Raw genomic sequence first — 25,379 nt, forward strand, 5'->3', positions numbered from 1 at the left:
CACAATGGCAACCCTTCTGTATCGGATCGGCCACTTCGCCTACAAGCGCGCGTGGCTCGTCATCGGCGTCTGGGCACTCCTCCTCGTCGGGATCCTCGGCGGCGGCATCGCGCTCGGCGGCAAGACCGCCGAGTCCTTCGCGATCCCAGGCACCGAATCGCAGGACGCGATCGACCAGCTCGCCGCCGTCTTCCCCCAGGCGGCCGGAGCCTCGGTGCAGGTCGTCTACAGGACGCCGGACGGGGCATCCGTCAACACGGAGCCGTACAAGACGGCCATCACCGACATGGCGACCGAACTCGAGGCCGTTCCCGGCGTCGTGTCCGTGATCACCCCGTATTCCGACTACGCCTCGAGCGCCATCTCGACGGACGAGGCCACCGCGCGCAGCGTCGTTCAACTCGACGGTCCATCCGCGGATGTGACGGACGCTACCCTCAACGCCGTCACGGCGACGGCCGCGATCGCGGAGAAGGCCGGTCTCGAGGTCGCCTTCGGCGGCCAGGTCTTCTCGTCCAACACCTTCGGCATCACCATCACCGAGGTCTTCGGCCTCCTCTTCGCCGGGGTCGTGCTGCTGATCACCTTTGGGTCGCTCGCCTCGGCTGGGATGCCCCTGCTGATGGCGCTCATCGGCGTCGGCGTTGCGATCGGCGGTATCACCGCGATCTCCGCGTTCGTGCCCGTCTCGAGCACCGCACCGATGCTCGCAATGATGCTCGGGCTCGCCGTCGGCATCGACTACTCACTGTTCATCCTGTCCAGGCACCGGACCCAGCTCGCCAGGGGCGTCGAGCCGCACGAATCGGCATCGACGAGCGTGGCCACCGCCGGGAGCGCGGTCGTCTTCGCCGGGCTCACCGTCATCATCGCCCTGCTCGGACTGCTCGTCGTCGGAATCCCGTTCCTGAGCGTGATGGGTGTGGGAGCCGCGGTCGCCGTCTTCATCGCCATCCTCGTCGCGATCACCCTCCTGCCCGCGATTCTCGGCCTCGCCAAGGGCCGCCTCACCCCGAAACCCGGCGGGCGCGCCCACAACCGGGCGACCATGCCGGACACGGGCAGGCCCACGATGGGCCGCCGCTGGGTGGGCCTCGTGATGAAGGCGCCGATCGTCGCCGTCATCCTCGTCGTCGGAATCCTCGGCACCCTCGCGATCCCCGCGCTCAGCCTCGACCTCAACCTGCCGGACGGAGCGTCCGAGCCGGTCGACTCGACCCAGCACAAGGCGTTCACCATGATCGAGGAGGGCTTCGGTCCCGGCTACAACGGCCCGCTCATCGTGGTCGTCGACATCACCCAGACCACGAACATCTTCCCTGACCTCGAGACGATCAGCGCCAAGCTGCGTACCCTGCCCGACGTCGCCTTCGTCGGCAAGGGCACCCCGAACGCCACCGTCGACACCGCGATCATCCAGGTGATGCCGAACAGCGCGCCGAACGACCCCAAGACCAAGGATCTCGTCCAGGCCATCCGCGACCTCGCGCCGGGGATCGACTCCGAACTCGGGACTCCCGTCACGGTGACGGGAGCGACGGCCGTGTCGATCGACATCTCGAACCGGCTCAGCAACGCCCTCATCCCGTTCGCGCTCATCGTCGTCGGGCTCTCGATCATCCTGCTGACGATGGTGTTCCGTTCCGTCTTCGTTCCGGTCAAGGCCGCGGTCGGGTTCCTGCTCTCCGTCTTCGCCTCGATCGGTGCGACCGTCGCGATCTTCCAGTGGGGATGGTTCGCCGACCTGCTCGGGGTGAGCACGCCCGGTCCGATCCTGAGCTTCCTGCCGATCCTGCTGATGGCCGTGCTCTTCGGACTGGCCATGGACTACGAGGTCTTCCTCGTCTCCGGCATGCGTGAGGAGTACGTCAAGAACAACGACCCGCGCCAGGCCGTCGTCTACGGATTCGCACACGCCGCCCGCGTCGTCACCGCTGCGGCACTCATCATGTTCTTCGTCTTCTTCGCCTTCGTACCCGACGGCACCGGGGCGATCAAGGGCATCGCATTCGCCCTGGCCGTCGGCGTGTTCCTCGACGCCTTCCTGGTGCGGATGACCCTCGTGCCCGCAGCGATGGCCCTCGCAGGCCGGGCGGCGTGGTGGCTGCCGCGCTGGCTCGACCGCCTGCTCCCCAACGTCGACATCGAGGGCGAGGGACTTCGCCACCACATGCTCGACAGCCACTGGGCGAAGGCCCAGGACGGCGCCATCACGGCGGACCAGGCCGTCTTCGGCCTGCCGGGCAGCACGATCGGCCCGCTCACCGTCTCCGTGCCGACCGGATCGGTGCTGGTCCTCACCGGGACCACCGCCCATCGCCGGGTCGTCGCCGCGACGCTCGCCGGCCGTCTCGACCCGGTCTCCGGCCGGCTCCAGGTGCTCAGCTACCCGCTGCCCTCCGAACGCGGCCGCGCCTTGCGCGTCGTCGCGCTCGCCGACGTCGGCGACAGCCGCGACAACGGCCTGACCATCGGCGAACTGCTCGCCGAGCGGCTCGACCTCACCCAGCCACGGTTCCGCTCCCGCAGCCGGCGCGGTCAGCTCGACGCCTGGATCGGACGGATCAACCGTGCCATCGCCGACGACCGTGCCCCGGTCGCACCCCCCACCGCGGACACCCCGGTGTCCTCCCTCTCCGCCGTGTCCCGTGCCGCGGTCCTCGTCGCGGCGGCGCTCGCCGAGCGTCCTGGCGTCGTCGTCATCGACCTGGGCGAAGGACTCCCCGCCGATCCCGCAGGACTCAGCATCGGTGTCGTGGTTGCGACGCTCGCCCCCGCAGACACCACGCTCATCATCGCGGCGGCGTCGCAGCATCCGCTCGCCGCAGCCGGCCGGGCCGTGCTGGTCGTCGACCTCGAAACGCTCGAGCCCGTCGAAACGACGGGTCCCGCCGCCCGCGGAGCTCTCGGCGGATACCCACCGCTCGACCCGGAGCCGCGTCATGCGACCCGGCCAACCGACACCCTCGACCCCCGCGACGCCGTCTTCGGCGCCGACGCCCTGGATGGAAAGGCCGCACTGCGATGAGCACCAGGCTCGAACGACTCTTCAGCCGCACGCCGGGACAGCGCCGCTGGACCTTCGGCGCCGTACTCGCCGGACTGATCGTGGTACCCCTTGCGGTCGCAGGCGTCTTCGCCGGCGCGCTCGCGACCGCCGACCAGCGGCTCGACACCCTGCCGGCGATCGTCGTCAACAACGACACCTTCGTGACGACGACGGCCGCGGACGGCACGAAGCAGACCGTGCTCGCCGGGCGCCTGCTCGTGACCGAGCTCACCGCGCCGGCCTCGTCGCGGACGGCGTCGACCGGGTTCGCCTGGACGATCTCCAATTCCGCGGACGCTGCGGCGGCACTCGCCTCCGGCAAGGCATACGCGGTGCTCACCATCCCCGCAGACTTCTCCAAGTCGATCACCTCGATCGGCACCGCAGCGCCGACCCAGGCCGAGCTCGCCATCCGCACCGATGACGCGCATTCCTATCTCGCCGGAACCGTCGCAGGGACGGTCGGCTCCGCGATGACGGGCGTCTTCGGCCGGCAGATCACGACCCAGTACCTGAGCGGCCTGTATTCCGGCCTGTCAACGCTCGGCGGCTCGCTGACGACGGCAGCGGATGGCGCCGGCCAGGTCTCGACGGGCGTCACCGGAGTGGCCACCGGCCTCGATTCCCTCTCCGGGGGCGCGGCCTCCGCTGCAACCGGGGCGGCGTCCGCCTCGACAGGAGCGTCGAGCTTCGCGACCGGGGTTACCGCGTACACGAACGGGGTGGATGCGCTCAGTGCGGGCCTCGGCAAACTCAACACCGGCACGGCAGGTCTCAGCGCCCTCAGCAGTGGCGTCGCCCAGTACACCGGGGGAGTCACGCAGGCGGCAACCGGGTTCACCAAGGTCTCGGCGGGCTTCACGACGCTGGCCGGCCAGTTCGCCGGGGTCGCCGCGGCGATCAAGGCTGACCCCGCAAACGCCGACGCCTACATCGCCCAGTACCAGGCCGGACTCGACACCTACCAGGCCGGACTGACCCAGTTCCAGGGCGGACTCGACACCCTCTCGACGCAGGGCGCCGGACTCAGCCAGCAGACGACATCCGCCCTCACCGGGGTGCAGGGCGGCGTGGCGCAGAGCGCGACAGGGGCCGCGAAGCTCGCAGCCGGTTCGGCATCGCTGCGGACGGGCGCGACCGGCCTCGCCTCCGGCGTCTCGAGCCTCTCGAGCGGCGTCTCCCAACTCGCGACGGGGACCGCGGCCGCGGCCACCGGGGTGCACCAGCTCGAGACGGGCGCGAGCCAGCTCGCGACCGGGCTCGCGTCCGGAGCCGAGAGCGCGAAGAAGCTGAACCAGGACGACCCTGCGCAGTCGGCTTCGGTCGTTTCCGAGCCCGTCGCCATCACCACGAGCCGCGACAACCCGATCGCGACGATCGGCCCGCTCCTCGGGATGGTCTTCGTGCCGGTGGGGCTCTGGATCGGCGCGCTCGCGATCTTCCTCGTGATGCGCCCGGTGACAAGCACCGCTCTCGCTTCGACCGCCTCAACAGGGCGCCTTGTCTCGCGTGGCTTCGGCCGGGCGTTCGGCCTTGCCGCAGCCCAGGCGGTCGTCGTCGTCGCGCTGCTGCACGCCTCGCTCGGCGTGACCTGGACCCTGCTCCCGGCGACACTCGGCTTCGCGGTCTTCCTCGCGTTCGTCTTCGTCGCGGTGCACCAGTTCCTCACCGTGGCGTTCGGACGGGTCGGCATCGTGGTGTCCCTCGTGCTCCTCGCCCTGCAGCTCACTGCGGTCGGCGGACTGTACCCGATCGAGCTCGTCTCGGCGCCGTTCCAGGCGATCAGCCCGTTCCTGCCGCTCACCTGGGCCGTGAGCGGCATGCAGGGGATCGTCTCCGGAGGGGGAGCAGGTGCGCTCAATGCCGTGGGCATCCTGCTGCTCTTCGCGGTGGTCAGCATCGGCCTGACGTTCTGGGCCGTTGCCGCCAAGCGCGGCCCGCGCTCCTTCGCCCTGGCCCTCGCCCGCGGCTGACGCACGAGCTCCTTCCGCGAGAGCGGGTGAAACGTCGGTTTGAGCGGACCAGACCGACGATTCACCCGCTTTCGCGCGTGGGGACGGGGCTAGTGCTGCTGTCCGGGGCGCAGGGACTCGTGGGCGCGGGGCGACCGCGGGGCGCGGCGCACCCGGCGCTGGGCGGTGTGCAAGCGCGCGAACGCGAGGGTCTCCACGAGCAGCACGAGGCGTTCCTGCTCGGTGCGCGCCTTGCGGGTGTTGACCTCCGCGACGATCCGGCCGTCCCAGCCGGTGCGCGCGAGCAGGTTGAGCACCTCGGCGACCGGCTCGCTGCCACGGCCGGGCAGCAGGTGCTCGTCGAAGACTTTGCCCTCGTCGAGGGAGCCGGAGCCGTCGCAGAGATGCACATGCCGGAGACGGTCGCCGAGCTCCGTCGCCATCGCGAGACTGTCGAGCCCGCTCAGGGCGCAGTGCGAGAAGTCGAGCGTGACGGCGTCGCAGTCCATCCGGGTGGTGTCCCAGCCGGGGGAGTACGCCTTCATGCCCCGGCCGCCGAACTTCCACGGGAACATGTTCTCGACCGCGATCTCGATGCCGCTGTCCGCGCTGATCTCGCGCACGGAGTCGAGGAACGTGACGGCGAAGTCGGCCTGCCAGCGAAACGGCGGATGCACCACGACGGTTCGCGCCCCGACCTCGGCCGCGAGCGCCGCCGAGCGTTCGAGCTTCACGAGTGGGTCCCGACCCCAGACGAAATGCGTGAGCAGGAGCACGGGAGCGTGGATCGAGAAGATCGGCAGCTTGTATTTCCGCGACAGGGCCAGGAGCGCAGCGGCATCCTGGGTGACGTCGTCGCGGGAGGCCATGATTTCGATGCCGTCGTAGCCCGCGAGTTTCGCGAGCCGGAAGGCGTGCTCCGTCGAGAGCGGATAGGCGCAGGTCGTGCTCATGCCGATGCGAATCATTGGCGCCAGAGTAAACCCGACTGCTGAACAACGGGTGTCGCGCGCCCGAATAGTCAGGGGGCTCCGCCGGGGCTGCTGGTATCCTTGGAAGTTCACCGAGGTGCGTGCGCCGTGCAGGTACCGGAACGGACCAGCCATTTCGATTGAAGCCGTTAACACGCCCGCCGCCGAGCCGAAGGTGACATACGCCCTCGTCGCTGTCTCGAACCGGCTGCCCGTGGACTTCGTCGTCGCCGAGGACGGCACCGAAAGCTGGAAGACCTCACCCGGCGGACTCGTCACCGCCCTCGAGCCGCTGATGCGCTCCTCCGACGGCGCGTGGGTCGGCTGGCCCGGCGTCGCCGACCGCGAGTTCGCCCCCTTCGAAAACGACGGCATCAACATCGTTCCCGTCTCGCTGACCGACGCCGACCTCGAGGACTACTACGAGGGCTTCTCCAACGACACCCTCTGGCCGCTCTACCACGACGTGATCTCCCCGCCGAGCTTCCACCGCGAATGGTGGGAGGCGTACGTGCGCGTCAACCGCCGGTTCGCCGAAGCGGCCGCCGCGGCCGCGGCAGCCGGTGCAACCGTCTGGGTGCACGACTACCAGCTGCAACTCGTGCCGCGGATGCTGAGGGACATGCGCCCCGACCTCGTGATCGGCTTCTTCAACCACATACCGTTCCCGCCGTACGGCATCTATGCGCAGCTCCCGTGGCGTAAGCAGATCCTCGACGGCCTGCTCGGCGCCGACCTGATCGGCTTCCAGCGGCTGGCGGATGCCGGCAACTTCTCCCGCGCGGTCCGTCGCCTCTTCGGATACACCACCCGCGGTGTCGCGATCGACGTTCCAGGCGCCGGGGGACACCACCGCCGGGTGATCGCCAAGCACTTCCCGATCTCGATCGACGCCGTCGCATACGCCGACCTCGCGAAACGTCCGGAGATCCAGGCCCGCGCGCGCCGCATCCGCGAGGACCTCGGCAACCCGAAGACGATCATTCTCGGCGTCGACAGGCTCGACTACACCAAGGGCATCGGCCACCGGCTGAAGGCCTTCGGCGAGCTCCTCGAGGACGGGTCGATTTCCGTCGAGGACGTCACCCTCGTGCAGGTCGCGAGCCCGTCCCGGGAACGGGTCGGAGCGTACATGGCCCTCCGCGACGAGATCGAACTCGCCGTCGGCCGGATCAACGGCGACTACTCGACGATCAGCCACACCGCGATCAGCTACCACCACCACGGCTACCCGCGCGAGGAAATGGTCGCCCTGTACCTCGCCGCAGACGTCATGCTCGTCACCGCCCTCCGCGACGGGATGAACCTCGTCGCGAAGGAATACGTCGCCGTCCGCGACTACAAGGACGGCGTGCTCGTCCTGAGCGAATTCGCCGGGGCGGCCGACGAACTCAAGCAGGCCGTGCTGATCAACCCGCACGACATCGACGGCATGAAGGCAGCCATCCTGCGTGCGATCGCGATGCCGCGCCCCGAACGGCAGCGGCGGATGCGCGCCCTGCGCCGCAAGGTGTTCGACAACGACGTCGCCGCCTGGTCGTCGTCCTTCCTCCGCACACTCCGGGAGGGTGCCGCCGTGCAGCCCGGCGTTCCCGATGATCTCGCTCACGCCCTCCGCGACTTCAGTTCCGCGGGCTCGCTGCTCATCGCGCTGGACTTCGACGGCACCGTCGCCCCGATCGTCGACAACCCCCAGGACTCGCGTGCCGTCGCCGGCACCCGGGAGGCCGTCGAACGCCTGATCGGACTCGACGGCGTGCGTGTCGCCCTCGTCTCCGGCCGGTCGCTCGCGAGCCTGCGCCAGGTCGCCGAACCGCAGGTCGAGGTGCTTCTGACCGGTTCACACGGCATCGAGGTCCAGCTGGACACCCCGGGCGAAGAGCTCGGACTCGACCAGGACGAACTCGACCAGCTCGACACGCTCGCCCGCGTGCTCGAACGGGTCTCGGCATCCGTGACGGGTGCGTGGATCGAACGGAAGCCCGCCGGCCTGGCCTTGCACACCCGCAAGTCGACCGCGCAGGCCGGCCAGGCCGTGCAACGCGACGCCCGCGTGCAGCTCGGCGCCGTGCTGCCAGACCTCACCGTGCGCGAGGGAAAGAATGTGCTCGAATTCTCCGTGCGCTCGAGCTCGAAGGGTGACGCGCTCGAACGGCTCCGTGCATACACGGGCGCCGACCGGGTGTTCTACGCCGGAGACGACGTGACGGACGAAGACGCCTTCACCGCACTGCACCCCGGCGACCTCGGACTGAAGATCGGCGCAGGCACCTCCCTCGCGGGCTACCGGGTGCGCGGACCGGAGGAAGTGCCGATCGTGCTGCAGCTGATCGCCGACCTCCGGGAGGCCGCCCCAGCTCCCGGAACCCCCGGAACTCCCAGCGAACGGTAACCCTGCGGCAAAGTTCCCGAAACACAGGTTCTAGAATCACTACATGCCTGAGATCGATCTGAAACCGCGTAGTCGCGACGTCACCGACGGAATCGAAGCCACGACCTCCCGCGGAATGCTCCGTGCCGTCGGGATGGGCGACGCGGACTGGGACAAACCCCAGATCGGCATCGCGAGTTCCTGGAACGAGATCACACCGTGCAACCTGTCCCTCGACCGCCTCGCGCAGGCGGCCAAGGAGGGCGTGCACTCCGGTGGCGGCTATCCGCTGCAGTTCGGCACCATCTCCGTCTCCGACGGCATCTCGATGGGCCATGAGGGCATGCACTTCTCCCTCGTCTCCCGAGAGGTCATCGCGGACTCCGTCGAGGTCGTCATGCAGGCCGAGCGCCTCGACGGCTCCGTGCTGCTCGCCGGCTGCGACAAGTCCCTGCCCGGCATGCTGATGGCCGCTGCCCGGCTCGATCTCGCGAGTGTCTTCCTCTACGCCGGCTCGATCGCGCCTGGCTGGGTCAAGCTCTCGGACGGCACCGAAAAAGACATCACCATCATCGACTCGTTCGAGGCCGTCGGCGCCGTCAAGGCCGGGCGGATGTCCGTGGCCGACGCCAAGCGGATCGAGTGCGCCTTCGCCCCCGGCGAGGGTGCCTGCGGCGGCATGTACACCGCGAACACCATGGCGAGCGTCGCAGAAGCCCTCGGCATGAGCCTTCCGGGATCCGCGTCCCCCGCCTCGGCCGACCGCCGCCGCGACTACTACGCGCACCGCTCCGGCGAGGCCGTCGTCAACCTCCTGCGCCTCGGCATCACGGCCAGGGACATCCTCACCCGCAAGGCCTTCGAGAATGCGATCGCCGTCGCCATGGCCTTCGGCGGCTCCACGAACGTGGTGCTGCACCTGCTCGCCATCGCCCGCGAGGCCGAGGTCGAACTGAGCCTCGACGACTTCAACGTGATCGGCGACAAGGTTCCGCACATCGGCGATCTGAAGCCGTTCGGCAAGTACGTCATGAACGACGTCGACCGCCACGGCGGGGTGCCCGCCGTGATGCGCGCCCTGCTCGAGGCCGGCCTCATCCACGGGGACGCCCTCACCGTCACCGGGAAGACCGTCGCAGAGAACCTCGCGGAGATCGACCCGCCCGACCTCGACGGCGAGGTGCTCCGCACGTTCGACAACCCGATCCACAAGAGCGGCGGCATCACCATCCTCAAGGGCTCGATGGCGCCGGAGGGCGCTGTCGTCAAGACCGCCGGCTTCGACAGTGACGTGTTCACCGGACCCGCCCGCGTCTTCGAGCGCGAGCGCGCGGCGATGGACGCCCTCACCGAGGGCACCATCGAAAAGGGCGACGTCGTCGTCATCCGCTACGAAGGCCCCAAGGGAGGCCCCGGCATGCGCGAGATGCTCTCGATCACCGCGGCCATCAAGGGCGCCGGGCTCGGTGCCGATGTACTACTGTTAACGGACGGCAGATTCTCAGGCGGCACAACCGGACTGTGTATCGGCCACATAGCACCCGAAGCGGTGGACGCAGGTCCGATCGCCTTCGTGCGCGATGGTGATCTCATACGGGTCGATATCGCAGCTCGCACGCTCGACCTACTGGTCGACCCTGAAGAGCTCGACGCCCGACGAGTCGGCTGGGCGCCTCTCCCTCCGCGCTACACCCGCGGCGTGCTCGCCAAGTACACGAAGCTCGTGCAATCGGCGGCCGTTGGCGCCGTCACGGGGTAGCGCTCACCATTCGTACTCGACCTTAGGGACCTGAATCAATGACCGCGGAACAGAACCCCGTGCCATCACCCACGCCCTCGCCGACCTCGGCCGCCACGTCGTCCGCCGCGGCGACGGCCGCGGCAGCATCCGGTGAGCCCGAACTCCTCACCGGTTCCGGTGCGATCATCCGCACCCTCGAACTGCTCGGCGTGACGGATGTCTTCGGCCTGCCCGGCGGCGCCGTCATCCCGCTCTACGACGAGCTGATGACCCAGGACGCCATCCGGCACATCCTGGTGCGCCACGAGCAGGGCGCCGGCCACGCTGCGGAGGGCTACGCCTCGGCGAGCAACCGCGTCGGCGTCGCCATCGCGACCTCAGGCCCCGGCGCCACGAACCTCGTCACGGCGATCGCGGACGCCTATATGGACTCGGTGCCGATCCTGTGCATCACCGGCCAGGTCTTCTCGACGCTGATGGGCACGGATGCCTTCCAGGAGGCCGACATCGTCGGCATCACGATGCCGATCACGAAACACTCGTTCCTCGTCAAGCGCCCGGAAGACGTTCCCGGTGCGATCGCATCCGCCTACCTGATCGCCTCGACCGGCCGGCCAGGCCCTGTGCTCGTCGACATCACCAAGGACGCCCAGCAGAAGACGGCGCCGTTCATCTGGCCGCCGAAGATCGACCTGCCCGGCTATCGTCCGATCACCAAGGCCCACGGCAAGCAGGTGCAGGCGGCAGCCCAGTTGCTCGCCGATGCGAAGAAGCCCGTGCTGTACGTCGGCGGCGGCGTCATCCGCGCCCGCGCATCCGCCGAGCTCCTCGCCTTCGCCGAACTCACCGGCACGCCCGTCGTCACGACGCTGATGGCCCGTGGCGCCTTCCCGGACTCGCACGACCAGCACCTCGGCATGCCGGGCATGCACGGCACCGTTCCCGCCGTGCTGTCCCTGCAGGAGGCCGACCTGATCATCGCGCTCGGCGCCCGCTTCGACGACCGGGTCACCGGGAAGGTCAGCGAGTTCGCGCCGCACGCCACGATCGTGCACGTCGACGTCGACCCCGCGGAGATCTCCAAGATCCGCACCGCAGACGTGCCCATCGTCGGAGACGCCAAGGACGTGCTCGCCGACCTGACCGTCGCCTTCTCCGCGGTGCTCAAGACCACCACCCCGGACTTCACCGAGTGGTGGAGCTACCTGAACGGTCTCCGCGAGGAGTTCCCGCTCGGCTACTCCGAGCCGACGGACGGCCTGCTCGCCCCGCAGTACGTGATCAAGCGCATCGGTGAACTGACCGGGCCGGAGGGCGTCTACGCCGCCGGCGTCGGCCAGCACCAGATGTGGGCGGCCCAGTACATCAAGTACGAGCGCCCCAACTCCTGGCTCAACTCGGGCGGTGCCGGCACGATGGGCTACTCCGTTCCCGCGGCGATGGGCGCCAAGGTCGCAGAACCCGACCGGGTGGTTTGGTCGATCGACGGTGACGGATGCTTCCAGATGACCAACCAGGAACTCGCGACCTGCACGATCAACAACATCCCCATCAAGGTCGCGATCATCAACAACTCCTCGCTCGGCATGGTGCGCCAGTGGCAGACCCTGTTCTACGACGGTCGGCACTCCTTCACCGACCTGAACACCGGGCACGGCTCGGCGATGGTGCCCGACTTCGTGAAGCTCGCCGAGGCGTATGGTGCGCTCGGCATCCGCGTCACGAGCGCGGACCAGGTCGACGACGCGATCAAGCTCGCCCTCGCGACGAACGACCGCCCGGTCGTGATCGACTTCGTCGTGAGCCGCGATGCGATGGTCTGGCCGATGGTGCCCCAGGGCGTCAGCAACAGTTACGTGCAGTACGCGAAAGACCACGCACCGACCTGGGGAGAGGAGTAAGCCCATGAGTTCCCATGTCCTGAGCCTCCTCGTCGAGGACAAGCCCGGCCTGCTGACCCGCGTCGCCGGCCTCTTCGCCCGGCGCGGCTTCAACATCGAAAGCCTCGCGGTCGGCCACACCGAGATCCCCGGCCTGTCGCGGATCACCATCCTCGTCGACGTCGAGGACCTCCCGCTCGAGCAGGTCACGAAGCAGCTCAACAAGCTGATCAACGTGATCAAGATCGTCGAGCTCGACCCCGCGCAGTCCGTGCAGCGCGAGCACCTGCTGGTCAAGGTGCGTGCGGACAACACGACGAGGTCCCAGGTGCTCGAAGCCGTCACGCTGTTCCGTGCGCGGGTCGTCGACGTCGCCCCTGACTCCGTCGTGATCGAGGTGACCGGGGATTCCGGCAAGACCCAGGCGCTGCTGCGCGTGCTCGAGCCCTACGGGATCAAGGAAATCGCACAGTCCGGACTGCTCGCCATCGGCCGCGGGTCCAAATCGATCACCGAACGCGTGTTCAAGAGCTAGCGTCCGCCCCTCACCCCCTTTCTTCACCGACCTTTCTTCACCAAACAACTAGGAGATAACCACTCGTGTCTGAGATTTACTACGACAAAGACGCTGACCTGTCGATCATCCAGGGCAAGAAGGTAGCCGTCATCGGTTACGGCTCGCAGGGACACGCGCATGCCCAGAACCTCCGCGACTCGGGTGTCGAGGTCGTCATCGGCCTGAAGGATGGCTCGAAGTCGAAGGCCAAGGCCGAAGAGGTCGGCTTCACCGTCCTCAGCACCGCCGAGGCAGCCAAGTGGGCCGACGTCATCGTCATCCTCGCGCCCGACCAGGTGCAGCGTCACCTCTACGCCGCTGACGTGCTTCCGAACCTCGCGGCCGGAAAGGCGCTCGTCTTCGGACACGGGTTCAACATCCGCTTCGGCTACATCACCGCACCGGAGGGCGTCGACGTCGTCATGGTCGCCCCCAAGGGGCCCGGCCACACCGTGCGTCGCGAATTCGAGGCCGGCCGTGGCGTACCCGTCATCGTCGCCGTCGAGAAGGATGCGACCGGCAATGCCTGGCCGCTGACTCTCAGCTACGCGAAGGCGATCGGCGGGCTCCGTGCCGCCGGCATCAAGACCACCTTCACCGAAGAGACCGAGACCGACCTGTTCGGCGAGCAGGCCGTGCTCTGCGGCGGCGTCTCGCAGCTCATCCAGTACGGCTTCGAGACCCTGACCGAGGCCGGTTACCAGCCGCAGGTCGCCTACTTCGAGGTGCTGCACGAGCTCAAGCTCATCGTCGACCTGATGTGGGAGGGCGGCATCGCCAAGCAGCGCTGGAGCGTCTCCGACACCGCGGAATACGGCGACTACGTCTCCGGCCCGCGCGTGATCGACCCGCACGTCAAGGAGAACATGAAGGCCGTTCTCGCCGACATCCAGAGCGGCGCGTTCGCCGAGCGTTTCATCGCCGACCAGGACGCCGGAGCACCCGAGTTCCTCGCTCTCCGCAAGAAGGGCGAAGAGCACCCGATCGAGGCCACCGGCCGCGAGCTGCGCAAGCTCTTCGCGTGGAACGCCTCGAACGACGACGACTACGTCGACGGCGAAGCCGCCCGCTAACCACCGCATCGCGCACGACGCACCGCACCATGAACGGCGGGGCCCCTCTACCCGAGGAGCCCCGCCGTTCGTCGTAACGCCCCGCAGGGTCAGTGCTCGGTGAGGACGGCCTCTTCAGCCTCCTCGAAGGCCAGGTCGGGCGGCGAAATCCGGAAGCCCCTGGTCAGGATGGCGAGCACGACGACGCCCACGCCGAGCCAGGTGAGGCCGAGCGTGATCGCGTTCACGTCGAGCTTGGTGAGCAGCCATGCATCGATGACGGCTCCGATCGCGGGCACGACCACGTACAGCCACACGTTGTGGTGCCGGCCGGCCCTGCGCTCGCGGATGAAGAAGGCGATCACGGCGAGGTTCACGAACGTGAACGCGGTGAAGGCGCCGAAGTTGATGAACGATGTCGAGGTTGCCACGTCGAGGAACAGGGCGATGAGGCCGACGGCTCCTGTGATGATGATGCTGATCACGGGCGTGCGGTAGCGCTCGCTGATGGTGCCGAAGATTCGGCGGGGGAGGACGCCATCGCGGCCCATCGCGTAGAGAAGACGGGCTCCTCCGGCCTGGGCGGCGAGCCCGGAGGCGAACTGGCCGAGCACGAGCCCGGCGATGAAGATCGCGCCGAACACGTTGCCGCCTATGGTGAGAGCGATGTCGAAGGCGGCGGACGACACGTTCTCGAAGACGCCGCCCGGCTGGACGAGTGTCGTCGTGTACGCCACGACGATGAAGATCGCTCCGCCGATCAGGGCGATGAGCATGATCGCGCGCGGCATGTTCTTCCGCGGGTTGATCGTCTCCTCTGTCAGCGTCGTGACGGCGTCGAAACCGAGGAAGGAGTATGCGGCGATCGCGGCCCCTGCGGAGATGCCGGTGAGGCTCGCCGTGTCGTTGAAGAACGGCGTGGAGCTGAAGAGGGCAAGCGGGCCGGAGTTCGTGAGGACGGAGCCGATCGAGAGGGCCACGAAGAGCACGATCACGAGCACCTGGAAGGCCATCAGGATGTAGTTCGCCTTCTGTGCCACCCGGATCCCGATGATGTTGAGCGCGGTCGTCGCGAGGATGAACCCGAGGATCCAGATCCACCCGGGCACGTCGGGGAATTGAGCGCCGAGGTACGCGCCACCGATCAGCCAGATCACCATCGGCAGGAAGAGATAGTCGAGAAGGACGGCCCAGCCGACGAGGAAACCGACGCGGGAGTCGATCGCGCGGCGCACGTAGCTGTATGCCGACCCCGCGACCGGGTACGCGGCGGCCATCCGCCCATAGCTCGATGCGGTGAAGAGCATCGCGACGAGGGCCACGAGGTAGGCGGCGGGCGTGGCGCCGCCGGTGACCTCGGCGACGATGCCGAAGATCCCGAGCACGATGATCGGCGTCATATAGGCGAGGCCGAAGATTACGACAGAGGAGAGCGTGAGAGAACGAGTGAGGGTGGGACTGGGGTGCGTTGGCGTAACCATGGGTCGTCCTTACTGGGTTGGGGTGGCGGGGCGAACTGAGGGGGCTACTACTGAGATCAGCGGGGCTGGAGAGGTCGGGGACCAGGACTGGGGCTGCCAGCTGGAAGGAGAGATCCGGCCGCCGTACAGGGGGAGCTCGATCGGGGCATCCGTGTCGGCGAATTGCGCCCACGGTCGGTTGGTACCCGCGGTTCCCTGCACTCGCACCCGGGTCACGTGGTCGAGGTCGATGGTGGTCAGAAGCACGTCGGAGTTGGTGTCAGCGCTCTCGTCGAGGACGTGGCCCTCCGGGTCGACGACGATGCTCCGACCCCGGCCGACGGGACCTGCGCAATTGACGCTCACGGTGAAGACCTGGTTCACGATCGAGTTGGCGCGGGCGAGCACGAGCTCCTGGGCGCGGTCGTCCGTCGTCGTCTTCACGAGGTTCAGTACCACCTCTGCACCGAGCCACGCGAGATGCCTGGTCACCTCGGGGAACCAGGCGTCATAACAGATGGAGAGGCCGAGCCGCCCGACACCGGGCACATCGAAGACGACGAACCGGTCGCCGGGATCGTACGGTTCGAACGGCCGCCAGGGAAACATCTTGCGGTATGAGGCCACGCGTTCCCCCGTCGGGGCGTACACCACGGCCGTGTTGAAGAGTTCCCCGTTCTGGCCGAGTTCGCACACGCTCCCCGGAACGAGCCAGATGCCTGCCTCCCTGGCGAGCGCTCCGAGGGAATCGCCGAGCGGGCCGTCGAGGGGCTGGGCGGATGCCCTGAGGCTCGCGTTCCGTGCGTCGGCCGACTCAGGTTCTGACGTGACGTCGCCGCGGTCCGCGGGGGAGCCGAAGAGATGCAACTCGGGAAACACCACCACGTCGGCATCGGGGGCTCCGGCAAGCACGGACCGCAGCTCGGCGGCGAACGGCTCGATCGCGGCTCCGATCAGCTGGGGAGCCGCCTGCACGGCGGCCACTTTCAGGGTTCTCATCCTTCGTCCTTCCGAGTTCTCCTAAATTAGATCATTTTGAACATTACCGGCGCGTTTCGTGTCGATTATTGTGGTGTCGTGACCACATCGATACCGGGCGACACTGAAGCGGCGCCATCGGGCCTCGCGGCCCTGACCGCCGCCGCCGTCACCGGGATCACCCGCCTCGCGGCCATCGACACCGTGCGGGCCCGGCTCGCCCTCGCCGTCGACCTCGGCCTGCTGCTGCCGGGCGAACGAGTGCCGCCCGTCGACGACGTTGCGGAGGCTCTCGCCGTCAGCCCGATCACGGCCCGGCGAGCGCTCGAAAGCCTCGCGGACGACGGCGTGCTCGTGCGCCGCAGGGGCCGAGGCGGCGGAACCTTTGTCGCCGACGTCCCCGCCCACTCGGCCGTCGCCGAGATCCGCAGCTATCTCGCAGACGCCGCCGAAGTACACGATCTCATCGACCGACGGGTGCTCCTCGAGTGCGCCGTCGTGCACCACGCCGCGCTCGCCGCGACGGAATCCGACCTCGCCGTCCTCGACCTGCAGATCACCCGGATGCGGGAGGCCAGAAGCTGGACCGAGTACCACCTGGCCGACGAGAGCTTCCACGTCGGAGTCGCCGTCGCGAGCGGCCTCGACTTCGCTCTTCCCCTCTACCGTGCCGCCCTCGCCGCCCTCTACCGATACTTCCTGCCCTATCCGATCTCCTTCCTGCACGGGGTCAACGACGACCACGCCGACCTCGTTGCCGCGCTCCGCCGCTCCGACCCTGTGGATGCCGTGCGCATCGCCCGCGCGCACGTCGAGGCCCTGCACCACACCATGTTCATGGGGCTGCCGCAGCCACCGAACGATGCCCCGACAGCGGTCACCGCCACGCCCCCCTCCAGGTCTCCTGACCCGCTGCCTGACGCGGCGCCGCACTCCGACGGCTAATCTGGCCCTATGACTTCAGCACCACGCGGCGGAAATCCGCGCGACGACGACGCGCTCGGCTGGGCCGGCGACGACGATCCCACCCTGCAAACCCGGTCGGAGGACGCCGACGCCCGCGAGAACTCGCGCACGCCGGTCGAGTCAGACCCCGTTGCCTCCGCACCGGCCAGCGCTCCGGTCTACGCCGCTTTGCCGGACGGCTGGAGCGTCAAGGGCCCGACCGCTGCGATCGAAGCGGATGCCGCGGCCCGCAACTCGGAACGCTCGCCGATGAGTTCATTCACCCTCATCTCCCTCGGGGTGTTCGGCGGCATCTACCTGCTCTTCACGATCGGCTGGTTCATCGGCGTGAGCCGGATCGACAATCCGCTCGGCGACGCTCTCGCGAGCTTCATGTTCAGCCTCGGAACCTGGCTCGCCGTCGCGGCCCCCGTCGCGTGGTTCGCGGTGACGCTCTGGCTGACCCCGACCCGGCCGCGCGGACGAATCCTCTGGCTGCTCCTCGGCGTCGTGCTGCTCGCTCCGCTCCCGCTCCTCGTGAGCGGAGGGGCCGTCGCATGAGCGAGCCCGTCGCACTCCCGAACCCGTCCGGTCCCGATGCGTCCGGCACCGGTTCGACCGAGACCGTCGCCGCACCACAGCGCCGCAGGCCTTCCTGGCCGTTCCTGGTCGTCGCCGTCTTCGTCGGACTGTTCTACGCCTGGGATGTCTGGGCGGCCCTCGGGAACCTGATCGGCCTCAACCTCGCCGCCGGGTCCCTCGACACCCAGCTCAGCGGGTTCGGCTGGGGAATCCTGATCGCCGGGGTACTCCTGCCGATCCTGATCTTCCTGCTCGCCGCCCGGATCGGACGGGGCAGGCCGCTGTACGCGCAGGCCGCCCTGTTCCTCGTCGGCCTGGCCCTCGCATCCGCCCTCGCCCTCGATATCTACCAGTTCGGACTCGGCAGCCTGATCGTCTGATCGAGGCGTCGGACCGGGATCGCAGGCTCAGAGAATCGCCAGCACGACGAGGGCGATGAGCGCGACCTGCTCGATGACCCGGGTCCGGAGCGGGATCGCGGCCCGGCCGAAGCGCAGCGGGTCGCGGGCGGCGAACGCGTTGGCCGGGAAGACCGCGATCAGGAAGATCACGAGCATGACTCCGGTGACTCCGGTGACTCCGGTGGTCGGCGGCCAGAGCAGGCCGAGGCCGCCGAGCATCTCGCAGACGCCCGTGAAGATCACCAGGACGACGGGGCCACGCGCGCCGAAGAATCCCGTGAAGCGGAGTCCCGGCGGGATCATGGCAGCCATCGTGCGCTGGACCACCGGGATGAAGTGGGTGATCCCCGCGCCGAAGAAGAAGACGGCCAGAAGGCAGCGCAGGACGAACTGGAGGGAGTCCAACGTAACAGTGCTCATTGGGGAATATTACGGCCGATAGACTCGACCCAATACTGGCGCCCCACGGTCGCGGCGCGAGCCACAATTGCTGCTGCTATCGGAGGTTCTGTTTTCGTGTCAAAACCAGTCGTTCTTATCGCTGAAGAATTATCACCCGCAACCGTCGATGCACTCGGACCCGACTTCGAGGTCCGCACTGTCGATGGCACGGACCGGCCGGCCCTGCTCGCCGCGCTCGCAACGGCCGACGCCGTGCTCGTGCGCTCCGCGACGAAGGTCGACGCCGAGGCTATCGCGGCTGCACCCCTGCTCAAGGTGATCGCCCGCGCCGGTGTCGGACTCGACAACGTGGACATTAAGGCTGCGACGGCCGCAGGCGTCATGGTCGTCAATGCACCGACCTCGAACATTATCTCTGCCGCAGAACTGACCGTCGGTCACATTATTAGCCTCGCCCGTCACATCCCCGCCGCGAGTGGCGCCCTCGCAGAGGGGCAGTGGAAGCGCTCCAAGTACACCGGTGTCGAACTGTACGAAAAGACCGTCGGCATCATCGGCCTCGGCCGTATCGGCGCCCTCATCGCCGCTCGAATGCAGGCCTTCGGCACGAAGATCATCGCGTTCGACCCGTACATCACCTCCGCCCGTGCGCAGCAGCTCGGCGTTGTGCCCGTGACTCTCGAAGAACTCCTCGCGCAGTCCGACTTCGTGACCATCCACATGCCGAAGACGGCGGAGACGACCGGCATGATCGGAGCCGCGCAGTTCAAGCTCATGAAGCCGACCGCGTTCGTGATCAACGTCGCCCGAGGCGGCCTCATCGACGAAGACGACCTCTACGACGCCCTGACTGCCGGCACCATCGCCGGGGCCGGCCTCGACGTGTTCGTGTCTGAGCCCCCGACCGGGTCGAAGCTCCTCGGCCTGGAAAACCTGATCACCACCCCGCACCTCGGTGCATCGACCGACGAAGCCCAGGAGAAGGCCGGCGTCTCCGTCGCGAAGTCGGTGCGCCTCGCCCTCTCCGGCGAACTCGTGCCGGACGCGGTCAACGTCGCCGGCGGCGTCATCGACCCCTACGTGCGCCCCGGCATCCCGCTCGTCGAGAAGCTCGGCCAGGTCTTCTCCGGCCTCACCGCACAGCGCCCGCTCACAAGCGTGGACATCGACGTGCGCGGCGAGCTCGCCGACTACGACGTGAGCGTGCTGCGCCTTGCGGCACTCAAGGGCATCTTCACGAACGTCGTGAGCGAGACCGTCTCCTACGTGAACGCGCCGCTGCTCGCCGAGCAGCGTGGCATCGCGGTCCGCCTGCTCACCGACAAGGAATCGCCGGAGTACCGCAACGTCATCCAGATTCGTGGCGCCCTCGCAGACGGCTCACAGGTTTCCGTCTCCGGCACCCTGACCGGCACGAAGCAGATCGAGAAGATCGTCGAGATCAACGGGTACGACGTCGAGGTCACCTTCGCCGAGCACCTGATCGTGATGGTCTACACCGACCGCCCCGGAATCGTCGCCGTCTACGGCCGCGAGTTCGGCGACGCCCAGATCAACATCGCGGGCATGCAGATCGCCCGCCACGAGGCCGGCGGCAAGGCGCTGAGCGTGCTGACCGTCGACTCACCCGTCTCGGCGAGCCTGCTCGCCACCGTGCGCGACGCGATCTCGGCCGACGTGATGGTCGAAATCGCCATCACGGAGTAGCGGTCCGGTCGGTCATTCGACCGATCACGGCGAGCAACCGGTCCAGTCTCGCCGCCGACACCACGTCGGCGGCGGGATAGGCCGCGCTCGTGATGGTGGAACCGAAGTACAGTCCGTCACTGATCAACATGATCGCCTCTGCGACGTCCGGATCCCCGACGGTCTCCTCGATCACGGCCAGCCACTGGCGCCGCATTGAGACAACGGCCGTGTTGGCCAGCGGATGCGATCCCTGCGCCAGGCGCACGGCTCCCGCGATGGTGCGGTCCAGGGGAGTGCCCTCGCTCATCGAGGTCCGGATCAGGTAGTCAACGGGTCCGGCCGCCGCAGAGCGGATGCGTACGATGTCGTCGGCCACGAGCTCCTCGAGCCGGGTGAGCAGTCCCCGGACCAGGGCCTCCTTCGACCCGAAATGGTAGAGCAGCCCGCCCTTCGACAGGCCGGCCGCCGCGGCGACACCCTCGAGGGTGGCCGCACGTTCGCCCTGGTCGATGAGGAGCCCGGTGAACGCGTCGAGGACCCGGTCCCGGGTCGGGGAATAGTCGGCTGACCGGAGCGGGGGCTGGACGGGCGAGGGTGTCATGGTGCTACTGTACCGTCTGGACGGTATAGTTTTGTGCCGTCCCCCTTCTGCGACGGGTCCACCCGTCCCCTGCCCGGAAAGTTGTTGCACCGTGTCAACCCCGACCCGCCCCCGGATCCCCGTCCAACCCGGCGCCGCGCCCGTGCGCCGCTGGTGGGCCCTTGCGGTGCTGATGCTGCCGGTGCTGCTCGTTTCGATCGACAACACCGTGCTGAACCTTGCCCTGCCGCAGATCTCCGAGGCCCTCAGCCCGAGCGGCACCCAGCTGCTCTGGGTGATCGACATCTACCCCCTCGTACTCGCGGGGCTGCTGGTCTCGATGGGCAGCCTCGGCGACCGGATCGGCCGGCGCCGACTGCTGCTGATCGGCTCCGCCGGCTTCGGAGCGATGTCGGTGATCGCCTCCTTCGCGCCGAGCATCGAATGGCTCATCCTCGACCGTGCTGCACTGGGCGTGTTCGGGGCCATGCTGATGCCGCCCACGCTCGCACTCCTGCGGTCCGTCTTCACGGAACGCAATGAGCGCCGCCTCGCCATCGCCATCTGGGCGAGCGGCTTCGCGGCCGGCAGCGCACTCGGCCCCGTTGTCGGCGGACTCATCCTCGAGAACGGGGAATGGGGATCCGTCTTCCTGCTCGCGGTCCCGCTGTTGCTGCCCTTGCTCGTGGTGGCGCCGCTGATCGTGCCGGAATCCCGGGATCCGAACCCGGGTGCGATCGATGTGCCGAGCATCCTGCTCTCGCTCCTGACGATGTTCCCGATCGTCTTCGGCATCAAGACGCTCGCCGACTCCGGGTTCGGCGTCGCCGGAACCGTGTCGATCGCAGTGGGACTGGTTGCCGGCATCCTCTTCGCCCATCGGCAGCGGCGTCTCCATGAGCCGATGCTCGACCTCGCACTCTTCCGTCGCGGTTCGTTCAGCGGCGCGGTCGGGGTCAACTTCCTGAGCGTCGTCGCGCTCGTCGGCGGACTGTTCTTCGTCTCGCAATACCTCCAGCTCGTCCTCGGCCTGGAGCCCCTCGCTGCCGGCCTGGTACTCGTGCCCGGCCTGGTGGCGATGATCCTGGCCGGATTGATCGTCGTCCCGATCGCCAGGCGGATCCGGCCGTCGATCGTGATCCCGGCCGGGCTGCTGTTCTCTGCGGCCGGGTACACGGCATTCGCGATCGGCGGAGCCGGATTCGGCCCTGCCGGTGTGGCCGTCGCCTTCGTCGCCCTCGGGATCGGGATCGGGGCTGCCGAGACGGTGTCGAACGAATTGATCGTGGCGAGCGCACCGCCGGAGAAGATGGGCGCTGCATCCGCTGTCGGGGAAACCGCATACGAACTGGGCGCGGTTCTCGGCACCACGGTCCTGGGCAGCATCCTCACCTCGGCATACCGCTCCGCGGTGGTGCTGCCTGATGGGCTCGGCGCCGGACAACGGGCCGCGGCGGGGGAGACCCTCGGCGGGGCCGTCGCCGTTGCGGCCGAGCTGCCGGCAGGAGCCGGCCGGATGCTGCTGGAGTCTGCGCGGGAGGCCTTCCTCACCGGAATCGGTCCCACCGCCTGGATCGGAGCCGGACTCGTGGTCGTAGCGGCCATGGTCGCCTGGGTCGCACTGCGCTCGGCGCGGTGAGCCGGCGTCGATTCCGGGAGTGACGAAGACGCGGGGATCACCCGACCTGACGCGTCGCAGTAGGGTTTGGGTACAGCAATCCGAGCCCCCAGGAGTCCCATGTCCCGTCAGATCAAGCTCGCCGTCATTCCCGGAGACGGGATCGGACCCGAAGTCGTCGCCGAGGCCGTCAAGGTGCTCGGCGCAGCGACAGTGGCCGACGACGTCGAATTCGCGCTGACCTGGTTCTCGCTCGGCGCGACCCGGTTCCTCGAGACGGGCGACGTGCTCACCGATGATGACCTCGGGGCGATCGCCGCCCACGACGCCATCCTGCTCGGCGCCGTCGGGGGAGTGCCCGGCGACCCGCGCCTCGCGAACGCGAACATCGAGCGGGGCCTGCTGCTCAGGCTGCGCTTCTCGCTCGACCACTACGTCAACCTGCGACCGAGCGTGCTGTTCCCCGGTGTGCCGAGCCCGCTCGCGGCTCCCGGCAACGTCGACTTCGTCGTCGTGCGCGAGGGCACCGAAGGGCCGTACGTCGGCAACGGCGGCGCCATCCGCCAGGGCACCGCGCACGAGGTCGCCAACGAGGTCTCGGTCAACACGGCCTTCGGCGTCGAACGCGTCGTACGCTACGCCTTCGAGGTCGCCAGGGGCCGCGCGGCCAAACACCTGACCCTCGTGCACAAGACCAACGTGCTCGTCTTCGCCGGCGGCCTGTGGCAGCGGATCGTGACGACCGTCGCCGCCGAATACCCCGACGTGACGGTGGACTACCTGCACGTGGATGCTGCGACGATTTTCCTCGTCTCAAATCCGAGTAGATTTGATGTCATCGTCACGGATAACCTCTTCGGCGACATCCTCACCGACCTGGCGGCCGCAATCAGCGGCGGCATCGGCCTGGCAGCATCCGGGAACATCAACCCGGACGGCCGGTTCCCGAGCATGTTCGAACCGGTGCACGGTTCGGCCCCCGACATTGCGGGCAAGCAGCTTGCGGACCCGACGGCCGCCATCCTTTCCGTCGCCCTCCTGCTCGATCACCTGGGCCTGACGGATGCCGCGGCCCGGGTCCGGGACGCGGTGGTCGCCGATATCGCGGCCCGTACGGAAAATGGGGCATTCACGGCGTCGCGCGGTACCAGCGCGGTGGGCGACGCCATCGTGACTCGAATGACAGACAAGGGACTCCAATGAGCCAGGCAGCACTGAGCGACACCACCACCGAGACCACCACAGGCACCACGACCGACGCCGCGACCACGGGCGCCTTCCCGCTGACCTTCAGCCTGACGCCGTCCACGATGGCGCGCACGAGGGCCGAGCGTGAGGAGATCCTCGCCGACCCCGGTTTCGGCAAAAAGTTCACCGATCACATGGTCTCGATCGATTGGACCGTCGAGGAGGGCTGGCACGATGCCCGGGTCATCCCGTACGGCCCGTTGCAGCTCGACCCGGCCTCTTCGGTGCTGCACTACGGCCAGGAGATCTTCGAGGGGCTCAAGGCCTACCGCCACGCCGACGGCTCCATCTGGACCTTCCGCCCGGAGAAGAACGCCGACCGGCTCCAGCGTTCGGCACGCAGGCTCGCCCTGCCGGAGCTCTCCGAGAGCGATTTCATCGAATCGATCCGGCAGATGATCGCCGTGGACGGCGATTGGGTGCCGTCGGACCATGAGACGAGTCTCTACCTGCGACCGTTCATGATCGCCAACGAAAGCTTCCTCGGTGTGCGCGCCGCCCACAAGGTCGGCTATTACGTCATCGCGAGCCCTGCGGGCGCCTACTTCGCCAACGGCGTCGCCCCGATCAAGATCTGGCTTTCGACCGAATACGCCCGTGCCGGCCGCGGCGGAACCGGGGCCGCGAAGTGCGGTGGCAACTACGCCGCCTCGCTCCTGCCGCAGATGCAGGCATACGACAACGACTGCGCCCAGGTACTCTTCCTCGACGGGGAAACCGGTTCGCACATCGACGAGCTCGGTGGGATGAACGTCTTCTTCGTGTACGGCACCGACACGCTCGTCACCCCGCGACTGACCGGCACCATCCTCGAGGGTGTCACGCGCGACAGCATCATCCAGCTCGCTCGTGACCGGGGACTGACTGTCGAGGAGCGCGACGTGACCCTCGACGACTGGCGCGACGGAATCGCATCCGGTGCCATCACCGAGGTCTTCGCGTGCGGCACCGCCGCCGTGGTCACCCCGATCTCACAGCTCAAGGGACCGGGCGGCCTGGCCATCGGCGATGCGGATGCGCCGGCCGGCACGATCACGATGGCGCTCCGCCAGGAGCTGACCGACATCCAGTACGGGCTGCTGCCCGACCGGCACGGCTGGCTCACCCGCCTCGACGTACCCGCGGACCAGGCGTGAAGGTCGCGCGGTTCAGCCAGGGCGGAATCATCGCCTTCGGCATCGTCGACGACGATGAGCTCGTCGTACTCAAGGGCGACCCGATGTTCGCCGGGTACGACCCGACCGGCGACCGGATCGCCCTGCGCGACGTGAAGCTGCTCGCGCCCGTGATCCCGCGCTCCAAGATCGTGGGCATGGCGCATGCGTTCTTCTCCGACGACGAAGAACGCGAGCACGCCGAACCGCGCGAGCCCCTCTTCTTCCTCAAACCGAACACCTCGGTGATCGGGCCGGACGACCCGATCTTCCTCCCGGCGCAGTCCCACGACGTGCGCGTCGAGGGCGAACTCGCGATCGTGATCGGCAAGATCGCGAAGAACGTGACGGTCGAGAACGCCGAAGACGTCATCTTCGGGTACACGATTGCGAACGACGTGACGGCGCGCGATCTCCTCGAGCGCGACGGGCAGCTCGCCCGCGCCAAGAGCTTCGACTCGTTCTGCCCGCTCGGCCCCGTGATCGACACCGAGTACGACTGGACGAGCCTGCACCTGACCGGTCGGGTCAACGGCGAGAAGTTCCAGAAGGGGACGGCTGCGCTCTACAAGCATTCGGTCGCCGAGGTCGTCGCGTTCGTCTCGAGCGTCTTCACGCTCCTGCCGGGCGATGTGATCCTCACCGGCGCCCCTGACCGCGCCGAAAAGGTCCACGACGGCGACGCCGTGCAGATCGAGATCCCGGGCATCGGCATCCTGACGAACCCGGTCAAGCGCCTCTAGAGCAATA

Annotated in this window: 20 protein-coding genes; 15 read left to right on the top strand and 5 right to left on the bottom strand. The window is 68.2% G+C overall.

Features of this window, described 5'->3' with window-relative positions; translation table 11 throughout:
- Positions 1-4 precede the first annotated feature (4 nt).
- Together E3O39_RS09525 and E3O39_RS09530 are read left to right on the top strand one after the other, a co-directional pair.
- Positions 5-3,028 carry an MMPL family transporter gene (locus E3O39_RS09525; protein ID WP_134447355.1) on the top strand — a complete coding sequence of 1,008 codons (3,024 nt, stop codon included), beginning with the start codon at positions 5-7 and terminating at the stop codon, positions 3,026-3,028.
- Positions 3,025-5,022, top strand: coding sequence for a YhgE/Pip family protein (locus tag E3O39_RS09530; RefSeq protein WP_134447357.1), 1,998 nt, complete (start codon positions 3,025-3,027; stop codon positions 5,020-5,022). The genes E3O39_RS09525 and E3O39_RS09530 overlap by 4 nt, the downstream gene beginning before the upstream one ends.
- Before the next feature lie 89 nt (positions 5,023-5,111).
- Here the strand turns inward: E3O39_RS09530 and E3O39_RS09535 are convergent, their stop codons facing one another.
- Positions 5,112-5,969 carry a sugar phosphate isomerase/epimerase gene (locus tag E3O39_RS09535; RefSeq protein WP_134447359.1) on the bottom strand — a complete coding sequence of 286 codons (858 nt, stop codon included), beginning with the start codon at positions 5,967-5,969 and terminating at the stop codon, positions 5,112-5,114.
- A gap of 178 nt (positions 5,970-6,147) precedes the next feature.
- Between E3O39_RS09535 and E3O39_RS09540 the strand changes: the two genes are divergently transcribed.
- The 5 genes from E3O39_RS09540 (at position 6,148) to ilvC (ending at position 13,593) form a co-directional block, all read left to right on the top strand.
- A complete protein-coding gene (locus E3O39_RS09540) occupies positions 6,148-8,364 on the top strand; it encodes a bifunctional alpha,alpha-trehalose-phosphate synthase (UDP-forming)/trehalose-phosphatase (RefSeq protein ID WP_241985031.1) in 2,217 nt (738 codons plus the stop codon).
- A 43-nt stretch (positions 8,365-8,407) separates the two neighbouring features.
- Positions 8,408-10,102, top strand: coding sequence for a dihydroxy-acid dehydratase (gene ilvD / locus E3O39_RS09545; protein ID WP_134447361.1), 1,695 nt, complete (start codon positions 8,408-8,410; stop codon positions 10,100-10,102).
- A 38-nt stretch (positions 10,103-10,140) separates the two neighbouring features.
- Positions 10,141-11,985 carry an acetolactate synthase large subunit gene (locus E3O39_RS09550; RefSeq protein WP_134447363.1) on the top strand — a complete coding sequence of 615 codons (1,845 nt, stop codon included), beginning with the start codon at positions 10,141-10,143 and terminating at the stop codon, positions 11,983-11,985.
- Positions 11,986-11,989: 4 nt separating this feature from the next.
- Entirely contained in the window at positions 11,990-12,499 is a 510-nt protein-coding gene (gene ilvN / locus E3O39_RS09555; protein ID WP_134447365.1) for an acetolactate synthase small subunit, read from the top strand.
- A 65-nt stretch (positions 12,500-12,564) separates the two neighbouring features.
- Positions 12,565-13,593 carry a ketol-acid reductoisomerase gene (ilvC, locus tag E3O39_RS09560; RefSeq protein WP_134447367.1) on the top strand — a complete coding sequence of 343 codons (1,029 nt, stop codon included), beginning with the start codon at positions 12,565-12,567 and terminating at the stop codon, positions 13,591-13,593.
- 89 nt (positions 13,594-13,682) lie between these two features.
- Here ilvC and E3O39_RS09565 read toward each other — a convergent pair whose 3' ends face one another.
- Positions 13,683-15,053, bottom strand: a complete 1,371-nt coding sequence (locus E3O39_RS09565) for an APC family permease (RefSeq protein WP_134447369.1) — start codon at positions 15,051-15,053, stop codon at positions 13,683-13,685.
- Between the two features lie 9 nt (positions 15,054-15,062).
- Positions 15,063-16,031 (bottom strand): carbon-nitrogen hydrolase family protein, encoded by a 969-nt coding sequence (locus tag E3O39_RS09570; RefSeq protein ID WP_134447371.1) that lies wholly within the window; start codon positions 16,029-16,031, stop codon positions 15,063-15,065.
- Positions 16,032-16,109: 78 nt separating this feature from the next.
- Here E3O39_RS09570 and E3O39_RS09575 point away from each other — a divergent pair, with 78 nt between their 5' ends.
- The 3 genes from E3O39_RS09575 to E3O39_RS09585 are packed head-to-tail and all read left to right on the top strand — an operon-like array spanning position 16,110 to position 17,917.
- On the top strand, positions 16,110-16,955 hold the full coding sequence (locus E3O39_RS09575) for a FadR/GntR family transcriptional regulator (protein WP_241975377.1): 846 nt from the start codon (positions 16,110-16,112) through the stop codon (positions 16,953-16,955).
- Between the two features lie 9 nt (positions 16,956-16,964).
- Positions 16,965-17,516, top strand: coding sequence for a DNA polymerase III subunit gamma/tau (locus E3O39_RS09580; protein WP_134447373.1), 552 nt, complete (start codon positions 16,965-16,967; stop codon positions 17,514-17,516).
- Positions 17,513-17,917, top strand: coding sequence for a hypothetical protein (locus E3O39_RS09585; RefSeq protein ID WP_134447375.1), 405 nt, complete (start codon positions 17,513-17,515; stop codon positions 17,915-17,917). Before E3O39_RS09580 ends, E3O39_RS09585 begins: the two co-directional genes overlap by 4 nt.
- 27 nt (positions 17,918-17,944) lie before the next feature.
- Here the strand turns inward: E3O39_RS09585 and E3O39_RS09590 are convergent, their stop codons facing one another.
- Complete coding sequence (locus E3O39_RS09590) at positions 17,945-18,358, bottom strand: hypothetical protein (protein WP_134447377.1); 414 nt, start codon at positions 18,356-18,358, stop codon at positions 17,945-17,947.
- Between the two features lie 96 nt (positions 18,359-18,454).
- Here E3O39_RS09590 and serA point away from each other — a divergent pair, with 96 nt between their 5' ends.
- Positions 18,455-20,047, top strand: coding sequence for a phosphoglycerate dehydrogenase (serA, locus tag E3O39_RS09595; protein WP_134447379.1), 1,593 nt, complete (start codon positions 18,455-18,457; stop codon positions 20,045-20,047).
- Here the strand turns inward: serA and E3O39_RS09600 are convergent.
- Positions 20,037-20,630, bottom strand: coding sequence for a TetR/AcrR family transcriptional regulator (locus E3O39_RS09600; protein WP_134447381.1), 594 nt, complete (start codon positions 20,628-20,630; stop codon positions 20,037-20,039). The two genes, serA and E3O39_RS09600, sit on opposite strands and share 11 nt — an antisense overlap.
- A gap of 91 nt (positions 20,631-20,721) precedes the next feature.
- Between E3O39_RS09600 and E3O39_RS09605 the strand changes: the two genes are divergently transcribed.
- The 4 genes from E3O39_RS09605 to E3O39_RS09620 all read left to right on the top strand — a co-directional run bounded on the left by E3O39_RS09605 (position 20,722) and on the right by E3O39_RS09620 (position 25,372).
- Positions 20,722-22,248 (top strand): MFS transporter, encoded by a 1,527-nt coding sequence (locus tag E3O39_RS09605; protein WP_241985032.1) that lies wholly within the window; start codon positions 20,722-20,724, stop codon positions 22,246-22,248.
- A 99-nt stretch (positions 22,249-22,347) separates the two neighbouring features.
- A complete protein-coding gene (locus tag E3O39_RS09610; protein WP_134447385.1) occupies positions 22,348-23,430 on the top strand; it encodes a 3-isopropylmalate dehydrogenase in 1,083 nt (360 codons plus the stop codon).
- Positions 23,427-24,611, top strand: a complete 1,185-nt coding sequence (locus tag E3O39_RS09615; RefSeq protein ID WP_134447386.1) for a branched-chain amino acid aminotransferase — start codon at positions 23,427-23,429, stop codon at positions 24,609-24,611. The genes E3O39_RS09610 and E3O39_RS09615 overlap by 4 nt, the downstream gene beginning before the upstream one ends.
- The gene (locus E3O39_RS09620) at positions 24,608-25,372 is read left to right on the top strand and encodes a fumarylacetoacetate hydrolase family protein (protein ID WP_134447388.1); all 765 of its coding nucleotides are present in this window, start codon (positions 24,608-24,610) and stop codon (positions 25,370-25,372) included. Before E3O39_RS09615 ends, E3O39_RS09620 begins: the two co-directional genes overlap by 4 nt.
- Positions 25,373-25,379: the final 7 nt, after the last annotated feature.

Source organism: Cryobacterium sp. MDB2-A-1, from assembly GCF_004402675.1.
Classification (GTDB): Bacteria; Actinomycetota; Actinomycetes; order Actinomycetales; family Microbacteriaceae; genus Cryobacterium; species Cryobacterium glucosi.